The following is a 16147-nucleotide window of genomic DNA, read 5'->3' as shown; positions in this document are numbered from 1 at the left end:
CTTCGGCTACCCGCGGCTGCCCCCCTCGGGGCGCGCCGGGGCGGCGTGCCACTGATCCTTCGGCACCCATTTGGGCTGGCTCGGGTCGCCCAGGTAGTGCGGCGACATGATCTGCACGCCGTACTCGTTGAACACATCCTGGATATTGGCGTGCAGCATACTCAGCAGCACCGCTCGCGGCCTGGGCTCGCTGGGGATGGCCTGGGCCACCAGGCGGTACTCGGGGTAGAAGTCCGATAGCGCCGTCTGGAAGACCTGCGGCGCTGGCGCCTCCAGGATACCTTCGGTGCGCCGCGCCGCCTCGATCAGCATCGCTTCGACCTGACGCCAGGGAGTGTCATAGCCGATGGTGACCACGGTATCGACCACATAGCCCTTGCCCTGCACGATGCGCGAGTAGTTCTTGGTCACCGAGCCGGTGATCATCGAGTTGGGCAGGGTCAGCACCTCGCCCAGGCCGGTGCGGATGGTGGTGTTGAACATGCCCACCTCAGTCACCGTGCCCTCATGCTCGCCCACCCGCACGAACTCGCCGGCGCGCAGCGTCCGCGAGTAGGTGAGGATCAACCCGGCGGCAGCCTGTCCGACCACGCTGGAGGCGCCCAGGGAGATCATCAGGCCGATCAGCACCGACAGGCCCTTGAAGGCTTCGGTCCCCGAGCCCGGCAGGTAGGGATAGGCCATCACCAGGGCGAACAGCCACACCGCCAGGGAGGTCAGCCGGGTGGTCGGCTGCAGGGTTTCCTCGGTCAGCCAGCGCAGGGTGCCGGGGCGCGCCAGGCGTTGCAGGAGATGGCGGGCGAAGCCGCTCACCGCCCGCGCGATCAGCAGGATACCCAGGGCCACCGCCAGCCCCGGCATCGCATCGAGAATGCCGTTCAGCAGGTAGCGCACCAGGTCCAGCAGGTGAACGTTGAGGCTCTCGCCCCAGGGTCGGGTATAGGGGAATTGCGAGAGTACGAAGCTCAGCCACTGGTAGCTGATCAGGAACACCACCAGCCAGTAGATCAGCCACAGCAGCCGGCCGAACAGGTAGTAGAGGTACTGGATGTCGAACAATGGTGTCTGCCCAAGCTTCAGCCAGTGTCGGTGCTGGCTCATCAGCCCGGGAAGACGGCTGAACAACCGGCTTCTGACCCATGCAGTGCCGCGCAGCAGCAGGACATAGATGACCGTAGCCAGCGCTGAGTAACCCAGCGCAGTGAGCAGGAAGCGCAGGCTGCGTGCCTGCCGGTTCTCCTCCACCGCCAGGCGCAGATTGCCTGCCGCCTGCTCCGCCGCGGCACGCACGGACGAGCCCGGCGGGTCGACATCCTGCGGCGAGACGATGAAGGCGCGGCTATAGCCCAGCAGCACCAGGTAGCTGTTCTGGATCGGGTCGATGCTGACCTTCGGATCTGCGCCGCTCTGCAGCGCTTCCTCGATGGAAGCCGTGGCCCGGTGTGCGCGGACCACCGGCGTTTCGCCGAGCAGGGTGCTGCGAAAAACAATGATGCTGCGGTTCTCGATTTTCAGCTCGGCGGGTCGTACGTCCTGGACATCGGCGGCTTCGCCCCCCGCCGCTTCGCAGAAACCGGGCTGGGGCCAGGCGAGCAGCGTCAACACCAGCAGCATCCAGTACTTGAGTCGACGCATTGGCGATCTCTCCCCATTGTTGCGCAACGGGCCTGCCTCTATTCACTGAGGCTTGGCCCCTCCTGACGCTCAAGCGTAGTAGCCGCGGCGGAATTTGCCGGGTCGCAAGGGGCGCGAGGAATGGATGCCGCGAGAGGTTCGAGGAGCACGGATAGCCCTTGCAAGCCGACCCTCGGAGCAATGCCGGAGCAAGTGCAGTATGAGCAACGTGAAGCCCTGGGTGCCAGGACAAGACCTTTTGGTTCCTTCGGCGAGGACGGCTATACGACGTTTGGCAGAAGGGACTCGCAAATCCTCCAACCAACCCCGAAGCGACGCATGAACAAATCCACACACCGCCACCAGAAAGAGCATTCCTCCGATCGCTCTCTCGGGTTGCCCAACGAGCGATGCCTCGCTAGAGTGCGCCGGTCGCGGTCAATCCCGCGACTCGGGTTTGGCGACTCGATTCACAAGGCGCGGTTCACGCGCTGTAAAGGCTATTGGTGCTGACCAGCATCGATACGCCTGTGGCTGGAAGCTGCACTCTCTAGTGCTGCATCAAGCCCTCTATGGCCGGCCGCGTGGGGAGACCCTCGGGTCTGCCGGGTCCTTGTGCCGGTTCGCCAACCCTGCGCGGTCTGCCACCCTATGTTTGGCGACATGGGTGACAGCTCTAATCCATTCACAAGGAGCTTCACCATGGACGATGGTTTCTTCCCTTCCGTCTTCATCCGTAACAACCGCCCCCTACGCGCCACGCTGATCGACGATCAGGCCTGGTTCGTCACCTCCGACTTCGCCCGCCTCATGGGCCAGTACAACGAACAACGCTTCCGCCGCAGGCTGGACGAAGACCAATGGCGCGAGTCATTCATCCGTGCGCAGTCCGGCAACGAAATCCCCGTGGAGCTGATCAGCGAATGTGCGATCTATGCCCTGCTGGTGTATTTCCCTCACCCCGAACAGCGCGCCCTGCGCCAGTGGATCAGCCGAACCGTCGTCCCCGCCCTGCGCAGCGAGTTCGACAGCCGCAGCGAATCGCCCAGGCGCACGCAACTGCGCTGGGAAGCCCGGCGCATCAATGTGCTGGAATGGCAGAACAAGCTCTGGCTGGACATCGATGAACTGCCGCGCTGGACCTACGCCAGCCGCAGCAACCCGGTAAAGCGCCTGCTCTCGGGAATCGGCGTGCGCTGAAGCCTGGCGATGGCAGCGGGGTAAAAAAAGCCCGGATGTCTTTCGACATCCGGGCTTGCTGCCTGAGGGGCCGAGTGCGTGGCTACGGCTGGACCGGCGGCAGGTACTGCAGCGTGGTGCCCAGTGCCCACAGGAGCAATAGCACCAGCGGGATATGCACCAGCAATTGCACGAATGAGAACCCGATCAAATCTCGCGCCTTCAGGCCCAGCACGCCCAGCAGCGGCAGCATGTAGAACGGGTTGATCAGGTTCGGCAGCGCCTCGGCGGCGTTGTAGATCTGCACCGCCCAGCCCAGGTGGTATTGCAGGTCGTTGGCCACCTGCATCACATAGGGCGCCTCGATGATCCACTTGCCGCCGCCGGAGGGAATGAAGAAGCCCAGCACGGCGGAGTACACACCCATCAGCAGCGCATAGGTGTCGTGGGAAGCGATCTGCACGAAGAAGGTGGAGATGTGGTGCGCCAGGGTCGAACCGTCGGAACCATTCACGGTGGTGAGGATCGCCGCGATGGAGCCGTACAGCGGGAACTGGATCAGCACCCCGGTGGTGGTCGGCACGGCGCGGGCCACGGCGTCGAGGAAGCTGCGCGGGCGCCAGTGCAACAGCGCGCCGGCCATGATGAACAGCAGGTTGTAGGTGTTGAGCCCGGAGATGGCGGTGATCGCTGGCTTGGTGCTGAATTCGTTGACCAGCCAGCCGGCAGCCAGCGCCACCAGCAGCAGGATCAGCAGCGGGCTGTGCTCCAGCCACTCGCCCGGGCGGGTCGCCTTCGGCGCGCTCGGCGCAGTGAAGCTGACGTCGACGCCGCATGCCTTGGCGTCACGGGCGCTGCCGGAGCCCGGTGCAGTCATGTAGGCGATGGCCAGCGACACCAGCACCAGGGCCAGCAGCATCACTCCGGATTGCCAGAGGAAGATGGTCTCGGTGAACGGGATCACCCCGGTGATCGCCAGGATCGACGGCGGCAGGCTGGCCGGGTTGGCCTGCAACTGCGCGGCGGACGACGACAGGCCCAGCGCCCACACGGCGCCCAGGCCGAGGTAGGCGGCGGCGCCGGCCGCGCGGTAGTCCATGTTCAGCTCTTCGCGGCGCGCCAGCGCACGCACCAGCAGGCCGCCGAAGACCAGCGACAGGCCCCAGTTGAGCAGCGACGCGAGCATGGAGATCAACGCGACCCAGGCCACCGCCTGGCGGCCGTTCTTCGGCACGCGGGCGAACAGGTCGATGAGGCGCGAGGCGGGGCCGGAACTGGCCACCACATAGCCGCCGATGACCACAAAGGCCATCTGCATGGTGAAGGGAATCAGGCTCCAGAAGCCGTCGCCAAAGGCTTTGGCAGCAGAGGTAGCCGGCGCACCCATTGCCAGGGCAGCGACGGTGACGATGAAGACAGCGAGGGCAGCGAATACCCAGGAGTCAGGGAACCAGCGCTCGGCCCAGTTGGAGCAGGCCATCGCGAAGCGCGCGGAGCGACTGTCCTGCAAGGCCGTGCGGTTGGATTGCACGTGGGAATTCATAGTGGTCTACCTCTACCTCGTTGTTCTTGTAATCGCTCATTGTGCAATGAGAAGCCGCCCGGCCTACTGTGGGCCGGGCGGTGACGCAAGTGCCCAGGCGCTTCCGGGAAGAACGTCGCCGGGCGGGTTCAGCGCTGATGCCGCCTGTCGGCTCCCATCACGCTGCCCGGCCTGGCTGGGGGAAGCCGGCCGGATCTCGCCAATGATTCCTCAGTCGCGCGCCAGTGCCAGGGCAACGCCCTGCCCGCCGCCGATGCAGAGGGTCGCCAGACCTTTCCTGGCGTCGCGGCGCAGCATTTCGTGGAGCAGCGATACCAGCACCCGGCAGCCCGACGCGCCGATGGGGTGGCCAAGGGCGATGGCGCCGCCGTTGACGTTGACCTTCTCGGCGTTCCAGCCCAATTCCTTGCCAACCGACAGAGCCTGGGCGGCGAAGGCTTCATTGGCCTCGATCAGGTCGAGTTGGTCCAGCGACCAGCCTGCCTTCTCCAGACAACGGCGGGTAGCCGATACCGGGCCGATGCCCATGATCGCCGGGTCGACGCCGCTGCTGGCGTAGGCCTGGATGCGCGCCAGGACCGGCAGGCCGAGCGCCTTGGCCTTGGCGGCGCTCATCAGCAGCACGGCGGCGGCGCCGTCGTTCAGGGTAGAGGCGTTGCCGGCGGTGACGCTGCCGTCCTTCTTGAACGCCGGCTTGAGTTTGGCCAGCGACTCGGCGGTGGTGCCGGCGCGCGGCTGCTCGTCGGTGTCGAAGGACAGCGGGTCGCCCTTGCGCTGCGGAATCAGCACGGGGGTGATTTCATCCTTGAAGCGCCCCGCCTCGATGGCCGCGCTGGCCTTCTGCTGGGACTGCGCGGCAAAGGCGTCCTGGGCCTCGCGGCTGATGCCGAACTTGTCCGCCAGGTTCTCGGCGGTGATGCCCATGTGGTAGTCGTTGAAGGCATCCCACAGGCCATCGATGATCATGCTGTCCTGCAACTGAGCGTGGCCCATGCGCAGGCCGGTGCGGGCCTTGGGCAGTACGTAGGGCGACAGGCTCATGTTCTCCTGGCCGCCAGCGATGACCACCTCGGCGTCGCCGCAGCGGATCGCCTGGGCACCGAGGAACAGTGCCTTGAGGCCGGAGCCGCAGACCTTGTTGATGGTCATGGCCGGTACGCTGTTCGGCAGCCCTGCGCTGATGGCGGCCTGGCGCGCCGGGTTCTGCCCCGCGCCGGCGGTGAGCACCTGGCCGAGGATCACTTCGTCGACCTGCTCGGGCTTGACGCCGCTGCGTTCGAGCAGCGAGCGGATGATCAGCGCCCCCAGGTCATGGGCCGGAATGTTCGCCAGGCTGCCCTGGAAGGCACCGATGGCGGTGCGGGTGGCGGCGACGATGACGACGTCTTGCATGTTTCGCTCTCCTGAATCGGGTATCACGCTTGCGCAGATGGGGTTACTTCTGCCGCCCATCCTACGCTGCTTGCCCCTCCCCCTGCCCACCCCGGTAAGGAAAGGGCAGACCGCCGGGCTGTGCGGCGGCGTACGCTCATTACATGCGAGCGCGCCGGGAACGGGATGTTCAATGATGTTTCAGAAAGTCATCTCGACCACATCGTCCGGCACGATCAGGCGGCCGGCGGTCTTCTCGGCGATTTCGGCGATGCTCACGCCCGGCGCGGTCTCGCGCAGGATGAAGGCGCCGTCTTCGATCTCCAGGTAGGCCAGGTCGGTCAGCACCTTGCGGATGCAGCCAGCCCCGGTCAGCGGCAGCGAGCAACGCTCCAGCAGCTTGGATTCGCCGTCCTTGGAAGCATGGGTCATGGTCACGATGATGTTGTCCGCGCCTGCCACCAGGTCCATCGCGCCGCCCATGCCCTTGACCAGCTTGCCGGGGATCATCCAGGAGGCGATGTTGCCCTGAACGTCCACTTCGAAAGCGCCGAGCACGGTGAGGTCGACGTGACCGCCGCGAATCATCGCGAAGGATTCGGCGGAGGAGAAGATCGACGCGCCCTTGACCGCGGTGACGGTCTGCTTGCCGGCGTTGATCATGTCGGCGTCCACCTCATCGTCGGCGGGGAACGCGCCCATGCCCAGCAGGCCGTTCTCGGACTGCAGCATCACTTCCATGCCCTCGGGCACGTAGTTGGCCACCAGGGTCGGAATGCCGATGCCCAGGTTCACGTAGTAACCATCCTGCAGCTCGCGCGCCACGCGCTGAGCCATCTGTTCGCGAGTAAGTGCCATGGCTGAATCTCTTCTCTTGTTCAATACGGTTGAAGATCGAGCGGGCTGTCGATTGGCCGACGCACAACCGATCCTTAGCGAGTCGTGCGCTTCTCGATGCGCTTCTCGAAGGAGCCCTGGATGATGCGGTCGACGTAGATGCCGGGGGTATGGATCTGGGCGGGATCCAGCTCGCCCGGTTCGACGATCTCCTCCACCTCGACCACGGTGATGCGGCCTGCGGTGGCGACTACCGGATTGAAGTTCTGCGCGGTGTGGCGATAGATGACGTTGCCGTAGTGGTCGGCCTTCCAGCCCTTGACGATGGCAAAATCGCCGGTGATGGCGCGCTCCATCACGTAGTGGCGGCCTTCGAATTCACGCACTTCCTTGCCATCGGCAACCGGTGTGCCGTAGCCGGTGGCGGTGAAGAAGGCCGGGATTCCGGCGCCACCTGCGCGGAGTTTTTCCGCCAGGGTGCCTTGCGGGGTCAGTTCGACCTCCAGTTCGCCAGACAGCAGTTGCTGCTCGAACAGCGCGTTCTCGCCGACATACGAGGCGATCATCTTGCGGATCTGCCGGTCCTCCAGCAGCACGCCGAGGCCGAATCCGTCGATACCGCAGTTGTTGGAGACCACGGTTAGACCCCTCACGCCCATGCGGCGGATCTGTGCGATGAGGTTTTCAGGAATGCCGCAGATGCCAAAGCCACCGGCCAGCACCGTCATATCGTCGGTCAGCCCGGCCAGGGCTTCCTCGTAACTGCCTACACGCTTGTCGAGTCCTGCCATGTTGCTGCTGCCTCTTGTTCTTGGATTATCCGACTCTTTGGTCAGAGAGCGTCCGCAGCTTCACCGCTCGGGAATGATTTGTTAAGTTTGTTTTTCCAATTGATTAATCCGTTTTCCTTATCAATAAGAACCCACCCGAATGACCGTCAAACAGCTACGCGCCTTCCTCACCGTCGCCCAGACCCTGAGCTTCGCCCAGGCCTGCGAGCGCCTGCACCTGTCGCAACCGGCACTGAGCCTGGCGATCAAGAGCCTGGAAGATTCCCTCGGCGGTCAGTTGCTGGTGCGCACCACCCGCAGCGTGGCCCTGACGCCGGAAGGCGAAACGCTGCTGCCCCTCGCCCTTCGCCTGCTAGCCGACTGGGACAACGTCGAAGAGCTGATGCACCAGCACTTCACCCTGCAGATGGGCAAGGTCTCCATCGCCGCCATGCCCTCCTTCGCCGGCAACCTGCTGCCCGCGGTGCTGCGCAGCTTCCGCGACCGCCACCCGAAGGTGAACGTGGCGGTGCACGACGTGATCAACGAGCAGGTGCTGGAGATGGTGCGCAACCGCCGGGTGGAACTGGGCATCGCCCTGGAGCCGGACAGCCTCGACGGGCTGACCTTCACCCCGTTCTACACCGACCGTTTTCTCGCCGTACTGCCGGCGGGCTCGCCATTGGCGGGCGCGGCATCGGTGAGTTGGGAGCAGCTTCTGCACTACAGTTTCATCACCCTGCAACGCCCCTCCGCCGTGCGTTTGCTGCTGGAGGAACGGGTGTCGTCGCGGCATGGGCGGTTGCCGGTGGCGTTCGAGAGCCACCAACTGGTGACCGTGGGCCGGATGGTCGCCGAGGGCCTGGGCGTCAGCGCCGTACCGCGCCTGTGCCGGCAGCAGATGGAAGAGCTGGGCGCGCGCTGCGTGGCGCTCGACGAACCACGCATCGAGCGCCGCGTGGGGCTGTTCTGCCTGGCGGAGCACAAGCTGTCCAGCGCTGCACAGGCGCTCAGGGACGTGCTGGTGCAAGGCACGGACTGGGCGGGAATGGAGCGGGATTGAGCGGATTCGCGCTCCATCGGCGGATCTCCGGCAGCCTCAGGGCGCGGCGTCAGCCTCGCCGCCCATCCGCAGGCTGATTTCCCGCGCGGTTTCCAGCAAGGCTCGCGCAGCCTCGCCCTGCGGCTCAGCGGCAAAGCTCGCCTGCGAGCCCACCACGGTAATCACCCCGGCCAGCTCCCGTCCGGTTCTGAACAGCGGTACCGACAGCGCATTCACGCCCGGCATCAGCAAGCCGTGAATGGCATGCAGCCCCTCGGCGCGGATATTTTCCAGTACATCTGACTGCGCGCCCTCCTCCAGCCCATCCTTGAACGCGGCGAACACCAGGCCGGTGGATGAGCCATGCAGCGGCAGCACCGAACCCACCTGCGTCACCAGCGTCACCATCCCCTGCGCCGGCTCCACCTGCACCACGGTCGGCCCGTGGCTGCCCCAGATGGCCAGGAAGCAGGTTTGCCCCAGCCGGTCGCGCAGGTCCGCCAGCGCGGGGCTGGCCACCTTCACCACATCCAGCCGGCGGATCGCCGCCAGGCCCACATAGAGAGCCTCCCGACCCAGGCCATAGTGGTTGGTCAGCGGGTCCTGCTCGGCGAATCCGCTGGCTATCAGCGCCTGCAGATAGCGATGCACCTTGGCTGCGGGCATGCCCAGGTACTCGCCCAGACGCTTGAGCGACGTGCTCGGCGCCAGGTCCGCCAGAGCCTTGAGAATTTCCGTGCCGACTTCCGCCGACTGGACCTTCTTGCCCTTCGTCGCAGCGGAGTCTTCCGCATCGTTCATGGTCTTCAACTTAAAGGAACTCCCAGACGGGCTTGACGGCCCGACGACACGAAATTACGTTAATCGTAATCCAATTACGACAAAAAGAGTGAAACCACCATGACCTCCACCAGCGCTCCTGCCTACCTGTCCGGGTTCGGCAACGAATTCGCCAGCGAGGCCCTGCCCGGAGCCCTGCCTTGCGGGCAGAACTCGCCCCAGCAGGTGCCCTACGGCCTGTACGCCGAGCTGCTCTCCGGCACCGCGTTCACCGTGCCGCGCAGCGAGTCCCGGCGCACCTGGATGTACCGCATCCGCCCGTCCGCCGCGCACCCGCGCTACGAACGCCTGGAACGCCAGATCACCGGCGGCGCCCTCGGCCCGGTCACACCCAACCGGCTGCGCTGGAACAGCTTCGAAATGCCCGAGGAGCCTACCGACTTCGTCGACGGCCTGCTATGTGTGGCCGCCAACGCCGAGGCCGACGCCGCCAGTGGCGTCAGCCTGTATGCCTACCGCGCCAACATTTCCATGCGCCGGGTGTTCTTCGACGCCGACGGCGAGTTGCTGATCGTGCCCCAGGCCGGCCGCCTGCGCCTGGTCACCGAACTGGGCGAATTGCTGATCGAGCCGCTGGAGATCGCCGTGATTCCGCGCGGCATGCGCCTGCGCGTCGAGTTGCTGGACGAATCCGCCGCCGGCTACATCGCCGAGAACCACGGCGCCGCCCTGCGCCTGCCCGACCTCGGCCCCATCGGCAGCAACGGCCTGGCCAACCCGCGCGACTTCCTCGCCCCGGTGGCCCGCTACGAAGATGTCGAAGGCCCGGTACAACTGGTGCAGAAGTTCCTCGGCGAACTCTGGGCCACCCACCTCGGCCACTCGCCGCTGGACGTCGTCGCCTGGCACGGCAACAACGTGCCTTACAAGTACGACCTGCGCCGTTTCAACACCATCGGCACGGTAAGCTACGACCACCCCGACCCGTCCATCTTCACCGTGCTCACGTCGCCCAGCGACACACACGGCATGGCCAACATGGACTTCGTGATCTTCCCGCCGCGCTGGATGGTGGCCGAGAACACCTTCCGCCCGCCGTGGTTCCACCGCAATCTGATGAACGAATTCATGGGCCTGATCCAGGGCGTTTACGACGCCAAGGCCGACGGCTTCGTCCCCGGCGGCGCCTCGCTGCACAACTGCATGAGCGCCCACGGCCCGGACAACGCCACCACCCGGCAGGCCATCGCCGCCGAGCTGAAACCGCACAAGATCGATCACACAATGGCCTTCATGTTCGAGACCGGCCGCGTGCTGCGCCCCAGCCGCTTCGCCCTCGGCTGCCCGCAACTGCAGCGCGACTACGACGCCTGCTGGAGCGGGATGCAGAAGACCTTCGCCCCTTCCGTGGAGTAAACCAATGAGCGCCTCCCACCTTGCGCAAAGCTGGATCGAGTCGGCCAACGGCCATCCGGACTTCCCCCTGCAGAATCTCCCGCTGGGCGTGTTCAGCCCGCCCGGCGACTCGCCACGGGGCGGCGTCGCCATCGGCGACTACATTTTCGACCTGAAGACCGCCTGCGACGCCGGGCTGTTCCACGGCGCCGCTCACCAGGCCGCCCTGCTGGCCAGCGGCGACAGCCTCAACGCCTTCTTCGCCGCCGGCCCCACCGCCCGCCGCACCCTGCGCAACGCCCTCACTGCGCTACTCACCGAAGGGTGCGCCGAGCACAAGCGCATGGAGAGCCTGGGCGCCGCGCTGCTCAAGCCGCAAGCCGGCTGCCGGCTGCACTTGCCGGCGAAGGTCGGCGACTACACCGACTTCTACGTCGGCATCCACCATGCGAAGAACGTCGGCAAGCTGTTCCGCCCCGACAACCCGCTGCTGCCCAACTACAAGTACGTGCCCATCGGTTACCACGGCCGTGCGTCCACCATCGTCCCCTCCGGCAGCGAAGTGCGCCGGCCCAACGGCCAGACGCTACCCGCCGGGGTCGACGTACCGGTGTTCGGCCCCAGCGCACGCATGGACCTGGAGCTGGAACTGGGCATCTGGATCGGCCAGGGCAACGAACAGGGCAAGGCCATTCCCATCAGCGCCGCCTCCGGCCATATCGCCGGTTTCTGCCTGCTCAACGACTGGTCCGCGCGCGACGTACAAGCCTGGGAGTACCAGCCGCTCGGGCCGTTCCTGTCCAAGAGTTTCGCCACCAGCATCTCGCCGTGGGTCGTCACCGCCGAGGCACTGGAACCATTCCGCACCGCTCAGCCGGCCCGCCCGGAAGGCGACCCGCAGCCGCTGCCGTATCTGTTCGACGAGGCCGACCAGGCCCACGGCGCGCTGGATATCGAACTGGAAGTGTTGCTGCTCACCGCCCGCATGCGCCGCGAACACCAGGGCGCGGAGCGCATCGCCCTGAGCAACACCCTGAACATGTACTGGACCGTTGCGCAGATGGTCGCCCACCACAGCGTCAATGGCTGCCGCCTGCAACCGGGCGACCTGTTCGGCTCCGGCACCCTTTCCGGCGAAACCCCGGACAGCTTCGGCAGCCTGCTGGAGCTGACCAACGGCGGCAAACAGCCAGTGGTACTGAGCAATGGCGAGGAACGGCGCTTCCTCGAAGATGGCGACGAAATCATCCTGCGCGCCCGCTGCCGCCGCGACGGCTACCCGTCGATCGGCTTCGGCGAGTGCCGCGGGCGGATACTGCCGGCACACTGACCGGCGCCGGCTCGCGCGCAAGGCCCGCGGAGTGGCGTAATGGCTGCCCCGCGGGCCTACTTCCGCCGCCACCACCGGCCGCGCCGCTCGTCGCTCATCAACCGCGGCACCTCACTCATCGGCACCCACAACTCCCCCTGCCAGTCCAGCACCACCACCTGATGCCCCTCACCCCTGGCCTGCATTCGCCTGGGGCCGGCGGCCGCACCCGGCGCCTGGTCCCGCAGCAGCGGCAGCACATGGCTTGTGATCCACTTGCGCAACTCCCGGTGCTCCGGGTCGCGATAGCGTTGCAATACGTGGAAGACTCCGAAGTCGTTCACCAGCAGGACAGTCTCCTCGCCGCTGCCCGTTGCCAGGCGCGACTCGCGAAAGAGGTCTTCATCCAGACGCAGGACATATGGCTCGACCCGCTCGCGGATCAGGTAGCCCAGCTCGCGGGCGACCAGCCAGGGCTGGTTGTCGATCAGCACGCCGCGTAGGGAACGGTTGTAGCGATGGAATACGATTGGGATGTAGATGTCGTCCATGTAACAGCTCCTATATTGAAGAAGCCGCCACGTCCGTCGCCAAACGGATGGGTGGCGGAACCGCGCAAGGTTGGCGAACCGGCAACATAGAACCGGCAGACCCGAAGGTCTCCCTGCGCGGCCCGCCATAGCAAAGATCCGTGGACGTGTGTACGTCACGGTCTTACGAAGCGTTACCGCAGCGATGTTGAGTTCGGGCCGCCAACCCCGTCCTCATCGCCGTCACAGTGGCACCGGGACGTTAGGGGGACGGTTCGCCAGGGTCAAGCCAGCGACATGCTCTGGCGCTGCCGGCACCGCTCGTCGCGAAGGCATCCGCAACTGATGCGCCACGCATTTCCCGCAGAAGCCTGACTTCAATCCCCCCGCGAAGCACGCGCAAGCCGCCCGCGCCTGCCCCCGGTCGGGCCATGACCTTTCGCAATGGCGTTGCGCAGGCGGGCCACTACACTTCCGGCGGTTCCATACAGCAACCCTCCGGGTGTCCACCCATCGCCACGAACGGACTCGATGCCCGTCGCCCGGAAAACGGTGGCAATTATCGGTAGCTAGATGGAGTAGGTGCTTGCCACGCAACCCACAAGCCCCAGCGATAATGGGAGTACTACCATGAGTGGCTACAACGCAGTGTTGGCACGTAATACGGACAACGCCCCCACAGGCACTGGCCCGTATTCGCAGACCGTTGCTTTCTCTCACTACAACAACCTGTCGGCGCAACTGCCCATCGATTCCGCGACCGGAAAACTGGTCGCCGGGGGCGTGAAGGAGCAGGCCGAACAGTGCTTCAAGCATGTGAAGAGCATCGTGGAGAGCATCGGCCATGTGATGGATGACATTGTCAGGGTCACCATCTTCCTGAAGGACATCGCCGATGCCGACACCGCCAATGAGGTGTATGCACGGTTCTTCCCGGACTATCTCCCGGTAGTGACGACCGTTGCCGTAGCAGCCCTGCCGATGGGCGCGCTGGTACAGGTCGAGGCGCTGGTCACCAACGGCGAAGGCACCATTCCAGGTGCGCCGCAGGCTGGCGACCTGGTCAAGGTAACGCGCAATACCGACAACGCGCCGGTCAGTCGCCTGTCGTCGCAAAGCGTGTCGTTCTCCCACTACAACAACCTGTCGGCGCAACTGCCCATCGACCCGGCGACCCACCAGTTGGTGCCAGGTGGGGTGAAGGAGCAGGCGGCGCAGTGCCTGAAGAACATCAAGGCGATCCTGGAAAGCATCGACGTTCCGTTCGACGACATCGTGAAGATCACTATCTTCCTCAGGAACCTCTCCGATATCGGTGCGGTGAACGAGGTCTATTCGACCTTCTTTCCCGACTCGGCCATCGCCAGGGCTGCGGCCTACGTGCCCGCGCGCACGGCGATCGCGGTTGCCGGCCTGCCGATGAACGCGCTGGTGCAGATCGAGGCCGTCATCTCTCACGGCGACGGCACTCCGCCGCAACGGGTGGAGGACCGCCACGGGATCGTCATCAAGGCGAACAACACCGATGCCGCGCCAAGAGACCCGCTGGCCACGCAAACCGTCGCGTTCTCCCACTACAACCATATTTCCGGGCAACTGCCGCTGGATCCCGAAACCGGCAAGGTGGTGGGCAGCAGCGCAAGGGAACAGGCCGGGCAGTGCCTGAAGAACCTCCGGGCGATCGTGGAAAGCATCGGCCACAACCTCGGCGACGTGGTGAAGGTGAACCTGTTCCTGCGCAACATCGAAGATGCCGCCGCGGTGGACGAAGTCTATGCGACGTTCTTCCCCAATGGCATTCCGGCACGCAGGACAGTCGGCGTTGCGGAGTTGCCCGAGGGCGCGCTGGTGCAGATCGAGGCTGTCGTGGCGAACGCGGAGGGAACGCCTCCGGGCAAGTGACAGGCGCCACCGCGCGGACGTAGCCGGCGCTGCGTCCGTGGTGGCGGATCGGGTGCGCGAAGGGAAGCTGGGCATTGTTCCAGCTTCCCTTTTTTGTGCGCGTACGATTGGCTGCCCATGAGCTGTCTCCACCCGGGCGGGGTTGGCCGCCACTCGCAGCGAATCGTCTAGGCTTGCGATGTCGTGTACGAAGGAGACGGACATGGCTCGAATACTGATCGTGGAGACGTTGCCGGCCATTCGCCGCTGCCTGGAAACGATGCTCGAGCAGATGGGGCATACGGTGGCCGGCAGCGTTGCCAGCGGCAGCGACGGACTGGAGCTGGTCCGCATGGCGCAGCCGGATCTGGTGATCCTGGAGCTTTGCGCAGGAGGCAGGAGCGGCTTCGATCTGATTCGCCGCATGGGTGCCCACAGCCCGGACAGCGCCATCCTGGTCTACACCGCGTTGAAGGCGGAGCACTTCGCGCCACTGTGCTTCAACGAGGGGGTGCGCGGGTTCGTCAGCAAGCTGGATGATCTGGACGAGCTGGCGCTGGCCATTCGCAGCGTACTGAAGGGGCGCAGCCACTACCCCGCCGTGCCGATGGCGACCTCCGATGGCGGCGGGCTGTCGGCGCTCTCTACCCGCGAGCTGTCGGTACTGCAGCTCATTGCCGAGGGCAAGTCAAACCAGGCGATTGCCGATACCCTGTCCATCAGTTTCAAGACTGTCAGCACGCACAAAACACACCTGCAGGAGAAGCTCCATGTCGACTCGCGCATGGAGCTGGTGGAGCTGGCCAGGCGGCATGGCCTGGGCGGCAAGGATGTGGCCGAGGGCTTCATGGCGGACACACTGCCTGCGGGCTGGGAGAGCGAGATTGCACGCTTGCGGGCGATGCTCGATGCCGTGGGACATCCGATGTTTCTGCGCGGGCATGACGCTCGGCTGCTCCTGTGCAACCAGGCGTTCCTGAACTTCTACGGGGTCGGCGCCGATGAAGTAGCCGGGATGAGCCTCCTGGATTCCTGGTGGTTCGATGCAGCGGATCGCCAGCGCATGGAGGCCAATTTCTCGCGGCTCCTGGCGGAGGACGCACCGTTCAGCCTGGAAATCACCATCAAGGTGCGCGGCGCGCCCCGACTGCTGCATGTGTGGGGCATGCCGTTTCGCGATGACCACGGGCAGGCCATCGGCATCGTCGGCGGCCTGCGCGACATGACGGAACAGGCGCAGCGGATGACCGAGCTGCGTGATGCCCGGAGGCAAGCCGAGGCGGCCAACGAGGCGCGGCTGGATATGTTCGGGGTGATCCTGGCTGAACTGGACGAGGCGTTGGCCAAGTCTGCGGCGAAGGCCGCCGAGGGGGGATCGCTCGAGGAGCTGGAACAGTCGATTCAGCGCCTGAAGCGCCTCACCGACCTGGCGAAGGAAGAGCGGCTGCCCACGGCGGAGCCTTCGGATATCGCCGCCCTCACTGCCGCGCAGCTCCAGTCGCATGGCGTGGAGATGCTACCCGGCGCGCCGGCGACTATCGTGGCCTGGCTGGCCGTGGATGCGTACCGCGAACTGCTGGACATGCTTTGCCTGTCATGCGGCCCGATGCCCCGCGCGGAACTGGCCGAAAGGCGCAACAGCCGTGGCCTGCTGGAGCTGCAATTGAACCTGTCGAGCCAGCCGCCCGCCTCCGCGCCGTCGGCGATTCTGCTGCGAACGGCCGAGCTGCTGGCCGAGAAACTTGGCGGCCGCCTGCTGAAACTGTCGGACTCGCACGGGCAGAAGCTGGTTCTTGCGCTGGAGCTGGAGGAGACGAGCACTCTCTCGCCGGTCTGATGGGCGTATGGGGCAAGCGGATGCCGTTCCGGAGCCAACCGGAACGGCATTTTCCCGCC

General features: G+C 65.5%; 13 protein-coding genes. 6 read left to right on the top strand and 7 right to left on the bottom strand.

The window, feature by feature from the left end; all coding sequences use genetic code 11:
- Positions 1-6 precede the first annotated feature (6 nt).
- On the bottom strand, positions 7-1635 hold the full coding sequence (locus tag OU419_RS13595) for a mechanosensitive ion channel family protein (protein ID WP_254474365.1): 1629 nt from the start codon (positions 1633-1635) through the stop codon (positions 7-9).
- Positions 1636-2316: 681 nt separating this feature from the next.
- Between OU419_RS13595 and OU419_RS13590 the strand changes: the two genes are divergently transcribed.
- Positions 2317-2814, top strand: a complete 498-nt coding sequence (locus OU419_RS13590) for a BRO-N domain-containing protein (protein WP_254474368.1) — start codon at positions 2317-2319, stop codon at positions 2812-2814.
- Between the two features lie 82 nt (positions 2815-2896).
- Here OU419_RS13590 and OU419_RS13585 read toward each other — a convergent pair whose 3' ends face one another.
- The 4 genes from OU419_RS13585 to OU419_RS13570 form a co-directional block, all read right to left on the bottom strand.
- The gene (locus OU419_RS13585) at positions 2897-4336 is read right to left on the bottom strand and encodes a short-chain fatty acid transporter (RefSeq protein WP_254474370.1); all 1440 of its coding nucleotides are present in this window, start codon (positions 4334-4336) and stop codon (positions 2897-2899) included.
- 210 nt (positions 4337-4546) lie between these two features.
- Positions 4547-5728, bottom strand: coding sequence for an acetyl-CoA C-acetyltransferase (locus OU419_RS13580; RefSeq protein WP_254474372.1), 1182 nt, complete (start codon positions 5726-5728; stop codon positions 4547-4549).
- A 180-nt stretch (positions 5729-5908) separates the two neighbouring features.
- Entirely contained in the window at positions 5909-6565 is a 657-nt protein-coding gene (locus OU419_RS13575; RefSeq protein WP_254474373.1) for a CoA transferase subunit B, read from the bottom strand.
- 74 nt (positions 6566-6639) lie between these two features.
- Complete coding sequence (locus OU419_RS13570) at positions 6640-7335, bottom strand: CoA transferase subunit A (protein WP_254474376.1); 696 nt, start codon at positions 7333-7335, stop codon at positions 6640-6642.
- A 139-nt stretch (positions 7336-7474) separates the two neighbouring features.
- On the opposite strand from OU419_RS13570, the gene OU419_RS13565 reads away from it, so the two are divergent.
- Complete coding sequence (locus tag OU419_RS13565; RefSeq protein WP_254474378.1) at positions 7475-8377, top strand: LysR family transcriptional regulator; 903 nt, start codon at positions 7475-7477, stop codon at positions 8375-8377.
- 36 nt (positions 8378-8413) lie between these two features.
- Here the strand turns inward: OU419_RS13565 and OU419_RS13560 are convergent, their stop codons facing one another.
- Positions 8414-9157 (bottom strand): IclR family transcriptional regulator, encoded by a 744-nt coding sequence (locus OU419_RS13560; protein ID WP_254474601.1) that lies wholly within the window; start codon positions 9155-9157, stop codon positions 8414-8416.
- Positions 9158-9256: 99 nt separating this feature from the next.
- Here OU419_RS13560 and hmgA point away from each other — a divergent pair, with 99 nt between their 5' ends.
- Complete coding sequence (gene hmgA, locus OU419_RS13555; protein ID WP_254474380.1) at positions 9257-10552, top strand: homogentisate 1,2-dioxygenase; 1296 nt, start codon at positions 9257-9259, stop codon at positions 10550-10552.
- Positions 10553-10556: 4 nt separating this feature from the next.
- The gene (fahA, locus tag OU419_RS13550) at positions 10557-11861 is read left to right on the top strand and encodes a fumarylacetoacetase (RefSeq protein WP_254474382.1); all 1305 of its coding nucleotides are present in this window, start codon (positions 10557-10559) and stop codon (positions 11859-11861) included.
- Between the two features lie 56 nt (positions 11862-11917).
- On the opposite strand, the gene OU419_RS13545 is transcribed toward fahA, so the two are convergent.
- Positions 11918-12391: a BRO-N domain-containing protein gene (locus OU419_RS13545; RefSeq protein ID WP_254474384.1), complete on the bottom strand. Its 474-nt coding sequence runs from the start codon at positions 12389-12391 to the stop codon at positions 11918-11920.
- 609 nt (positions 12392-13000) lie between these two features.
- Here OU419_RS13545 and OU419_RS13540 point away from each other — a divergent pair.
- Positions 13001-14272 carry a Rid family detoxifying hydrolase gene (locus OU419_RS13540; RefSeq protein ID WP_254474386.1) on the top strand — a complete coding sequence of 424 codons (1272 nt, stop codon included), beginning with the start codon at positions 13001-13003 and terminating at the stop codon, positions 14270-14272.
- A gap of 202 nt (positions 14273-14474) precedes the next feature.
- Complete coding sequence (locus tag OU419_RS13535; protein WP_254474388.1) at positions 14475-16088, top strand: LuxR C-terminal-related transcriptional regulator; 1614 nt, start codon at positions 14475-14477, stop codon at positions 16086-16088.
- Positions 16089-16147 lie beyond the last annotated feature (59 nt).

The sequence above is a fragment of the Pseudomonas triclosanedens genome, from assembly GCF_026686735.1.
GTDB classification, from domain to species: domain Bacteria; phylum Pseudomonadota; class Gammaproteobacteria; order Pseudomonadales; family Pseudomonadaceae; genus Pseudomonas; species Pseudomonas triclosanedens.
The sequence above is the reverse complement of the archived record's forward strand: the minus strand, read 5'-3'. Positions and strand labels throughout refer to the sequence as shown.

What these genes read in the sequence shown, in the direction of transcription:
- OU419_RS13595 (WP_254474365.1), bottom strand. Translation starts at nt 1,635, where the DNA reads ATGCGTCGACTCAAGTACTGGATGCTGCTGGTGTTGACGCTGCTCGCC.
- OU419_RS13590 (WP_254474368.1), top strand. Translation starts at nt 2,317, where the DNA reads ATGGACGATGGTTTCTTCCCTTCCGTCTTCATCCGTAACAACCGCCCC.
- OU419_RS13585 (WP_254474370.1), bottom strand. Translation starts at nt 4,336, where the DNA reads ATGAATTCCCACGTGCAATCCAACCGCACGGCCTTGCAGGACAGTCGC.
- OU419_RS13580 (WP_254474372.1), bottom strand. Translation starts at nt 5,728, where the DNA reads ATGCAAGACGTCGTCATCGTCGCCGCCACCCGCACCGCCATCGGTGCC.
- OU419_RS13575 (WP_254474373.1), bottom strand. Translation starts at nt 6,565, where the DNA reads ATGGCACTTACTCGCGAACAGATGGCTCAGCGCGTGGCGCGCGAGCTG.
- OU419_RS13570 (WP_254474376.1), bottom strand. Translation starts at nt 7,335, where the DNA reads ATGGCAGGACTCGACAAGCGTGTAGGCAGTTACGAGGAAGCCCTGGCC.
- OU419_RS13565 (WP_254474378.1), top strand. Translation starts at nt 7,475, where the DNA reads ATGACCGTCAAACAGCTACGCGCCTTCCTCACCGTCGCCCAGACCCTG.
- OU419_RS13560 (WP_254474601.1), bottom strand. Translation starts at nt 9,157, where the DNA reads ATGAACGATGCGGAAGACTCCGCTGCGACGAAGGGCAAGAAGGTCCAG.
- hmgA (WP_254474380.1), top strand. Translation starts at nt 9,257, where the DNA reads ATGACCTCCACCAGCGCTCCTGCCTACCTGTCCGGGTTCGGCAACGAA.
- fahA (WP_254474382.1), top strand. Translation starts at nt 10,557, where the DNA reads ATGAGCGCCTCCCACCTTGCGCAAAGCTGGATCGAGTCGGCCAACGGC.
- OU419_RS13545 (WP_254474384.1), bottom strand. Translation starts at nt 12,391, where the DNA reads ATGGACGACATCTACATCCCAATCGTATTCCATCGCTACAACCGTTCC.
- OU419_RS13540 (WP_254474386.1), top strand. Translation starts at nt 13,001, where the DNA reads ATGAGTGGCTACAACGCAGTGTTGGCACGTAATACGGACAACGCCCCC.
- OU419_RS13535 (WP_254474388.1), top strand. Translation starts at nt 14,475, where the DNA reads ATGGCTCGAATACTGATCGTGGAGACGTTGCCGGCCATTCGCCGCTGC.